The 8,652-nt window shown below is 51.3% G+C and carries 7 protein-coding genes; all 7 read left to right on the forward strand.

Annotated features, from left to right (window positions below):
* Window positions 1-1,288: HAMP domain-containing sensor histidine kinase (locus AB1690_01830; protein MEW6014039.1), on the forward strand; the 1,288-nt coding region annotated here is incomplete at its 5' end.
* A gap of 12 nt (window positions 1,289-1,300) precedes the next feature.
* Window positions 1,301-2,434, forward strand: a complete 1,134-nt coding sequence (locus AB1690_01835) for a hypothetical protein (GenBank protein MEW6014040.1) — start codon at window positions 1,301-1,303, stop codon at window positions 2,432-2,434.
* Between the two features lie 290 nt (window positions 2,435-2,724).
* Window positions 2,725-3,663: a hypothetical protein gene (locus tag AB1690_01840; GenBank protein ID MEW6014041.1), complete on the forward strand. Its 939-nt coding sequence runs from the start codon at window positions 2,725-2,727 to the stop codon at window positions 3,661-3,663.
* Window positions 3,664-3,793: 130 nt separating this feature from the next.
* Window positions 3,794-4,525 (forward strand): hypothetical protein, encoded by a 732-nt coding sequence (locus tag AB1690_01845; protein ID MEW6014042.1) that lies wholly within the window; start codon window positions 3,794-3,796, stop codon window positions 4,523-4,525.
* A gap of 152 nt (window positions 4,526-4,677) precedes the next feature.
* Complete coding sequence (locus AB1690_01850; protein ID MEW6014043.1) at window positions 4,678-5,502, forward strand: alpha/beta hydrolase; 825 nt, start codon at window positions 4,678-4,680, stop codon at window positions 5,500-5,502.
* 11 nt (window positions 5,503-5,513) lie between these two features.
* Window positions 5,514-7,427, forward strand: a complete 1,914-nt coding sequence (locus AB1690_01855) for a sigma 54-interacting transcriptional regulator (protein MEW6014044.1) — start codon at window positions 5,514-5,516, stop codon at window positions 7,425-7,427.
* 211 nt (window positions 7,428-7,638) lie between these two features.
* Window positions 7,639-8,211 (forward strand): OsmC family protein, encoded by a 573-nt coding sequence (locus tag AB1690_01860; GenBank protein MEW6014045.1) that lies wholly within the window; start codon window positions 7,639-7,641, stop codon window positions 8,209-8,211.
* The last annotated feature ends 441 nt before the right edge of the window (window positions 8,212-8,652 follow it).

The raw sequence follows: 8,652 nt of genomic DNA on the forward strand, positions 1-8,652 counted from the left end.
TACCGCCCATCATATGGGCTGGCTGGCGGCGGCATCGCCGGCCTCAAGTCTGATGGCTGAAGAGCTCCAGCGGCTGACCGGATTCGACCTCTTCATCCAGGAACAGAACCAGATTATAGGTCACAGCGTCTCCCGTCTGGCGGACATTCTGCTGCGTCAGCCAGAACTTCTCACGGAACGGAATCGGGGCATCTCAAAACTGTATGAAACAGAAGTTGAAGGCGAAGAGGTGGTGCTTTACCGGGTGCCTTCCGAGTATCTTCCCGCCGAGATTATTTTTGCGGGCTCAATCGATGAGCATATCAGCCCGGTTCGAAAGAAAGTTATCCTGGCGCTTATGGTACTTTCCATTGTCGGGGGGGTTATGGCCGTCGCCGCGATATATCTCTTCGCTTCGAGGCGTATCGGACGTCAGATTGAATATCTGGTCGCCGCCGCCGAGAAAATCGCCGGAGACAAATTCGATTTTACGCTGACCCCGCAATCGCAGGATGAGCTGGGATATCTGACCGCGGAGTTTGAGAAAATGCGCGCCCAGATAGTGCGCAGCCGCAAGGAACTGGAAGAGGCGCACCGGAATCGTCTGCAGGCGGAACGACTGGCGACCATCGGGAATTTCGCCACCGGCATCATTCATGATTTCAAAAATCCCATGACCATAATAAAAGGGACAGCAGAGTTAACGGCAGAGCGGTATGCTGATGATGAGAAGCTGAAACGGGCCTGCACCACCATTAACGCCCAGGTCAATCGAATGGCAGACCTGACCCGGGATATACTGGAATACAGCCGGGGGAGAAGCAATCTTGAAATTAAGACCGTTAATCTCGCCGGTTACTTCCAAGAGATAATAGCCTTCCACGAAGATGCTTTCCGGCGCGCCGGTCTTCATATTGCCGCCGCCGGACCAGATAATATCGCCGTCAGCATCGACCCGACCCGCTTTCAGCGGGTGATTGACAACATTATCAATAACGCCCGCGAGGCATTAACTCCCGGCGATGAACTGCGCCTTCGCTGGTCATTGACCGATCGGGGAGTATCCATATTTATTTCTGATAACGGACCCGGCATCGCCCCGGAAATCCTTCCCACCATCTTCGACCCCTTTGTAACGAAAGGGAAAGAAGGGGGCACCGGGCTGGGGCTGGCGATTGCCAGAAAAATTGTGGAAGACCATGGGGCGACTATTCAGGTTGAGTCGGAAACGGGAAAAGGGACCGTCTTCAAAATCGAGCTCCCCCTGAAAATGACCGCCCTCTCGTCCCAGGTGTTGAATTATTCGTGAGGAGATACCGTCATGAAAGCCAGGCAGATCTCAATAGCACTAATGTCATTTCTTATCTCATTTTCGACAGCAGCGGCGCAGGTTCAGGTCAGCGGGCTTCTGGATATTGTTTTTCGCAATGCCGAGGAGCCGGACATAGTCAATCTCACTTTCAAGAATCACAGCAATTTTCATACTGTCAGAACCCGCCTTTTCTTCGATGCCCCTCTGTCTGAAAACAGCGACCTGTTCGTGCAGTTGCTCACCGACCAGTCATCGATAGTGCCGTATGGCGCCTACCTGAGGGTGGAGCGGTTGCTGGAGAAGAACCTCAATCTGAATATTGGGTACATTCCGGCCACGGTTGGCAGCTATGCCGCGCGCACTTACAGCGACAAGAACCCGCTTATCGGCACTCCCCTGTTGTACAATCATCATTCCAATATCGTACCGGGGCGGGATGAACCAGTCCGCAATGTCGACGAGTTTCTGGAGGAGAAAGGCAAACGGTACAACACGGGGCTTCCCGTAATTTATGATGCCTGCTGGAACACCGGGCTGGAACTGTATGGCTCAATTAAGAAATTCGATTATTCCTTTGGCATCCTTGCCGGAGCGGTTTCGCTGACCAGCGTGGAGCAGAAAAAAGAGGTGCCCCAGTTCACCATGCGCCTGGCATACAATTTTTCCCCGGGTCTGGTGCTCGGCGGCTCCGCCTTCTTCGGTCCTTATCTGTCAGACCAGCAGTTTGACGATATCCTACCGCCCGGACGGTCATTCACCGATTATATTAATGCCGGCGCCGGGTATGACCTTTATTTCGCCCATCGGATGCTGGAAATATACTCCGAAACCTTTTACGCGCTATGGGAGTACCCGTATCTCCCCGACCTGAAAGTGGTCGCCGGTTATCTGGAAGCCAAATACAAATTCGCACCCGGCTGGTACGGCGCCGCTCGCTTTGATTTCTTCGAGCCATCGGAAATCGATATCGGCGACGGCGGCAAAGAGAAATGGGATTATCCCCTCAAACGATACGAGTTCGGTATCGGGTACAAACCGAGTCGAAATGTTACAGTTAAACTGGTGACGCAGCTCAATCGATTCGATATCAACGATTATTTCGATTCCAATCTCTACGCCCTCCAGATATCAACCGGATTCTAATCAGGCTACCCTCGAATTGTCTCATAGGTAACCCATACGGTCGAAACCATCCCGGCCTGAATCCGTAATAATTATTGATAATGATTATCTCCCGTTTTGTCTATTTTTATGCCGAGAGGAGATATCGAGAAATCAAGCAGCGATGAGAACAATGTTGCGAATTATTGATGGTCCGGGAATTGGGAGGGAGGTTGCTTATGATGAGAACTCTATCGCTTTCAATATGGCTAATTTTATCAACATCACTGAATTTTGCCGCAGATAATGAGATTCAGGGAGAAAGCCCGGTGATGGAAAGCAATCGACCGCGCATCGTTTTCGCCACCTTTGCGCAGAACGCAACCCAATTGCGACATGCTTTGGTGCTGTGTGAGAGTCTGCGGGAATTCGGGGGGCGCTTTTCCAATGCCCCGATGAGCATTTACTTCCCCCCGGAACTTATGGCAAGTGACAGCTCCCTGGTCGCCCGTTTGGAGAAGATGGGAGTAACAAGACGACAGATCAGCGCCCCTCCCGAGGCGCTCCGGTACTTCTATGCCCGTAAAGTGTACGCCGCTGCCCAATGTGAGGAAGAGCTGGATGATGATAATCAGATTCTGGTCTGGCTTGATGAAGACACCATCATTCTGCAAGAACCGGCGGAATTTGATATTTCCGGCAAACTGATAAAAGTCGGCTGGAGGCCGGTCATGCACCGGAATATCGGCTCTCTTTACGCGGAACCGCCCGACCAGTTCTGGTCGCGGGTCTATCACCTGCTGAAGATACCGGACTCATCGATTTTTCCAATGAAGACGGCGGCAAGCGACGAGATAATCCGCCCCTATATTAATGCCGGAATTCTCGTTGTCAGAACCGATGCCGGTCTGCTGCGGCAATGGAAGAAGGCGTTTGAAACCCTGTACCAGGATTCGATGATTAAGCAGCAGGCGCGGTTGGACCCCAAAACTAATATTTTTCTTCATCAGGCGGCGCTCGCCGGCGCTTTTCTGACCACCCTGTCCAAAGATGAAATGTATCAACTTCCCGACTCCTATAATTATCCCCTGTTCTTCAAGCAGATGTTCGGGGCGCCGCGGGAATTCAACGATATTGAAAAAGTGGTGACACTCCGCTACGATGTCTTCTTTGAGAATCCGACCCCGGATTGGTGGCTGAATCTTACAGGTTCGCCGGCAACGGTCGCCTGGATGAAGGCGCGGCTGGGAAGCCCCCTGCAGTCGGAGTAAAGTATTCGTTCTTTTTTACTGAGCGCACCTTGCCGGGAGTGTCTACCGGCGCCGTCTGCTTAAGACTATTTCCCTCCCTGCCGATAATCAGGATTATAGTATCATTCTGTGAAGAGGCAGGTCGGTTACATTGAATCCGGCATATCTGGTTTTTCTTATGGCGGCTCTGATTATCGCGGCCGTCATCTATTCTGTTCGCTCCTATCGCCGATACCAGGAAACTGTGGCGCGCACCTTTATGGAATGCGGATTCTTCGAGGTTCCCCAGGTTGATGACGAAATAATAACGGCTCTCAATGGTCCCTGGGCGTCCGATACCAGGCGCTCCCGTCATCGCCGCCATATCGGCAAAGCGTTTCGTTACAGTACCGGTGGAATGGAACTCTATCTTTTTGACCCGGAGCCCTCAGAGTCAAATAATCGAACCATGGTTATCCGCTCCTCGCAGCTGATTCTGCCCCGATTCATTCTGTCACCCAAGATACCGCTCGGCGGCAAACTGGGCCGATTTCTCAATCTTCTCAGCGAGAAAATCATCAGTCGCCAATTGCCGTCAATCAGGTTAAAACTATCACCGGAATTTGAGGCCAGGTATTACCTCTTTGGAAATCAACCGGATGAAATAAAAAAAGTCTTTGATGAGCCGCTGCTTCGCTGGCTGGAGAGTTCCGACCGTCGCCTGATGCTCTCGGCTGACCGTAATCTATTGACTCTGTCCTATTTTGACGTTTCCAGCCTGAAAAAAGTCGGCAAAAGACGTCCGCTTGACAGCGAATTTATAAGAGAAATGACAGCTGTTGCCAGAGAAATCTATCAGTATCTGTATCAAGCGCAACGTCCCGGCAGAGTCGTCGCCAAATGAACCAGAGGCTCGTTTCACACTAATAAATCAGCCCCCTTCATCGTAAAGTCTTCACAAAAATCCCGGATATTGGCTATTGCTCCGAGGGGAAAGCACCATTGCGATTGAAACTGTTGTCGCGCCCGGGAACTAAGATTATGAGAAAAATGACGATGTCAGAAGGAAATTTCCATTTTCAAGCCGTCGGTTCGGGACCGCCGGTGCTCTGTCTGCACAGCAGTACCAGTTCCTCCAAGCAGTGGAATTCTCTGGCGGAGCGACTGAGCGATCGCTTCACTGTAATAGCCGTGGACCTCTACGGTTATGGCAAGTCGCCTCATTGGAAAGAAGAAAGAATGCTGACTCTGAATGATGAGGTCGCTTTAATAGAACCGGCGCTGGCGCCGTATGATGAACCGGCGCATCTGGTGGGACATTCCTACGGCGGCGCCGTGGCGATGGCGTATGCGCTTCTTCATTCGGACAAAGTAGCCAGTCTGGTGGTATATGAGCCGGTGCTCTTTCAACTGCTTTATGGTGAAGCCCCCTGTTCGACGGAAGCCCGCGAGATTTGGGACGTTCAGACCCGGGTAAGGAAAAATATCGAAAAGGATGACCCCATACGGGCGGCGGAAAAGTTTGTCAACTACTGGACCGGCGGCGAAAACTGGGGCGGACTTCCGGATTGGCAAAAGAGAGCGATCGCCGAGAGAATGACCAAGGTGCCGAGTGACTTTGACGCCGCCATTTACAGCCCGCAGTCGTTGTATGATATCGCCGGTTTCAGCAAACCGACTCTGCTTCTGTACGGTCTTGATTCCCCGGCATCAACCCAGAAAATCACCTGGCTTCTGGGGAAGACGCTTCCGCAAGCCGAGGTGCGGGGACTTCTCAACCTGGGGCATATGGCGCCGATGACCCATCCCGACTGGGTCAACCGGATGATAGAGCGATTCCTTTCGGCGCAAATTCGGAACCGGGCTCACTTAGATGATTGAATGGTCATGGGATGAATAGCGACCAAACCATCATAAAGATAATGGAGGGGACATCCTCAAAGGTCGGGATTGATTTTTTCCGCTCGTTGGTAAAGAATCTCGCTGAAGCGCTTGATGTTCACGGCGCCTGGGTGACAGAATACCTGCGGGATTGTCGAAGGCTGCGGGCGCTTGCCTTGTGGCTGGACGATAATTTTGTGGAGCATTATGAGTATGATATTTCCGGCACCCCCTGCGAGCCGGTAGTCGAGAAGAAATGTCTGGTGCATTATTCCGAGAATGTTGTGGAGCTGTATCCCCATGACCCGGACCTGAAATCAATGAATGCGGTAAGCTATATGGGGGTTCCGCTGACCGACCCCGATGGCGCCGTTATGGGACATCTGGCTATACTGGATAATAAGCCAATGCCCCAGAGGCCTTCCGCCGAGGCGGTCTTTAGGATTTTTGCGGCTCGAGCCGGAGCCGAACTCTGCCGCATCCGGGCGGAAAGGTCAATTGTGGAAAGGGAAGAGAAAATTGCGCTTCTGATTGACAGCGCCATGGATGCAATCATAGAGCTCAATAAAGATTTAATCATAAACCGCGTCAATCGCTCGGCGGTCAAGATTCTGGGAGCCGGGGCCGAGGCGCTTTGCGGTCGCCAAATAGCGGATTGGATGCCAAAAGAGAGCGGCTCCAAGCTGAGCCGCCTGACCGTCGAACTGCGCCAAAACAAAAGCGGACGCCCTTACCTCTGGATTCCCGGGGGGCTGATTCTTCAAAATCTCAAAGGCGAATCGGTTCCGGTGGAAGCCAGCCTTTCTCATTTCAAAGTCAAAGGGGAGAGTTATTTTTCCATCATTCTTCGCGACATCCGGGAGCAGTTAATTGCAGAGAGAAAGATTGATACGCTGGCTCATGAAGCGGAATATCTCAAAGAGGAATTGGAGAAGATTCAGAAGCAGGGACCGGTACTGTATCGATCTGAGAAGATGCATCAGGTCATGACCGCCGTGGCGCAGGTGGCGCCGACCGATTCGACCGCGCTGATTTGCGGCGAAACCGGGACCGGAAAGGAATTAATCGCCCGAATCATTCATGAAGCCAGCAAGCGCTCAGCGTCTCCGATGATTCGGGTCAATTGCGCCGCTATTCCCTCATCATTAATCGAAAGCGAATTTTTTGGCCATGAAAAAGGGGCTTTCACCGGTGCTATAAATAAGAGGGAGGGACGTTTCCAACTGGCGGATCGGGGGACAATCTTCCTCGATGAAGTTGGAGAGCTGCCGCTGGATACGCAGGCAAAATTGCTGCGCGTACTGCAGGAAGGGGAGTTTGAGCCGGTGGGCGGCTCCCGCACCGTCAAAGTTGATGTCCGGGTGATTGCGGCGACCAATCGCGACCTGAAAAAAGATGTCGCGCAGGGGAAGTTCCGTGAAGACCTTTATTACCGGCTGGACGTCTTTCCCATCACGGTGCCGCCTTTACGGGAAAGAGGGGAAGATATCATACTCCTGGCGGAATTCTTTCTGGAAAAATACGCTCGGGAACTGGGAAGAACCATGGCGCCTCTGACGCCGGAATGTTATCGATATCTGATGGATTATAATTGGCCCGGCAATGTGCGGGAACTTCAAAATGTGATTGAGCGGGCGGTAATAATGTCGCGTAACGGCGAGTTGCGACTGGCATCCCTGATTCCTGTGCCGGAAACACTCAGCGATTCTCTCTCCAATAAATCAGAATCGAGGAGCGACAAAGTTGTCAGGTCGGTAAATGAATTGAAGGAACTGGAGCGAAAAAACATCATTGCCGCTCTGGAGCGGGCATCCTGGAAAGTCGCCGGAAATGACGGCGCCGCAAGAATCCTGGGAATTCCTCCCACCACCTTGAGTTCCCGCATGAAAGCCCTGGGAATAACTCGCCCCCATGGTTTAAGATAATATCTCGAGCAATAACGAAATATCGTCATATCTTGTTACGAATTTTCGTTTTCAACGAAATCTCGCCAGCAACCGTCGCTCCCTCGATACACTGCAATTCCAATTTAGACAAGCGCTTAGGCGGACGATTGTCAATTGGCATGTCTCCTGCTAAGTCAGTTCCATGACTGGTCAAGCCAGATTAGAAACTAACTTAAACAGGAGGTATAAAATGAAAACAACGGAAACCACTCAGAAAATCGTCAATGGCGTTAACGTTGACAGACTCGTCGAGACAATCGACGCCATTAAGGCGACTCCCGGCATCGCCCGGTTCCATTTTCGGAATGCCAATAAGTGGCTTGGAGGTGGATGGAATCGCTCTACCATCAAGAATTTCCATGGAGCCATGGAAGATATTGACCATGTGACCCCTTTTGTCTTTGATGCCGATGAGCCGGCCATTCTGCTTGGTGAAGACCGGGGAGCCAATCCGGTGGAGTACTTACTTCATGCCCTGAGCGCCTGCGTAACCACTTCGATGGTCTATCATGCCGCGGCGCGTGGAATTGAGATTGAAGAAGTCGAATCGGAGGTCGAGGGCGATATTGACCTTCATGGGTTCCTGGGTCTGCGTGAGGATGTAAGACGCGGTTATCAGGAAATTCGGATGCGCTTCAAGATCAAGGCTGACGCCTCCGACGAGCAACTTCAAGATATCGCGAAGCTTGGTCCAACCTTTTCGCCGGTTTTTGACAGTATCACAAAAGGAGTCCCGGTTAAAATAAGCGCCGCTCGGAAATAAGCCTGAGTCGCTGATTCAACCAACCGCCAGGACCAAGAAGGGTCGTGGCGGTTTAATTTTGGCGAGGGAATAAGACCGGGAAGATGAATAGGGACTTTTTATCTCTATAATCGTGGAACTATTCTACAAATCGTATTTTTGCCGCATAATAAACAATTGTAATATAATAAGTTAGGCAGTTATGGTAGGCAATAATGGACTAAGTTCGTCGTAATTTTTTGGCACTTTTTTGCCGATATTTTGTTTAAATGGCAGGTTCAGAATCTTCAATATAAGGAACGGCTTTACGGTCGTGTGATATTATTGGCTATTTGTTAACGAATCTGCCTGCTTAATTGGTTTCTTTACTTAAGGCATAAAGGAAGGCATATTGTGCCGGTAAATTCCGAAGTAGCAGAAAGTAAGCAAATGGCGCGGGAAATGAAAAGCCGGGCTTCCGGA

Source organism: Candidatus Zixiibacteriota bacterium (assembly GCA_040753495.1).
Lineage (GTDB): Bacteria > Zixibacteria > MSB-5A5 > GN15 > PGXB01 > DYGG01.

What these genes read in the sequence shown, in the direction of transcription:
- AB1690_01835 (MEW6014040.1), top strand. Translation starts at nt 1,301, where the DNA reads ATGAAAGCCAGGCAGATCTCAATAGCACTAATGTCATTTCTTATCTCA.
- AB1690_01840 (MEW6014041.1), top strand. Translation starts at nt 2,725, where the DNA reads ATGGAAAGCAATCGACCGCGCATCGTTTTCGCCACCTTTGCGCAGAAC.
- AB1690_01850 (MEW6014043.1), top strand. Translation starts at nt 4,678, where the DNA reads ATGTCAGAAGGAAATTTCCATTTTCAAGCCGTCGGTTCGGGACCGCCG.
- AB1690_01855 (MEW6014044.1), top strand. Translation starts at nt 5,514, where the DNA reads ATGAATAGCGACCAAACCATCATAAAGATAATGGAGGGGACATCCTCA.
- AB1690_01860 (MEW6014045.1), top strand. Translation starts at nt 7,639, where the DNA reads ATGAAAACAACGGAAACCACTCAGAAAATCGTCAATGGCGTTAACGTT.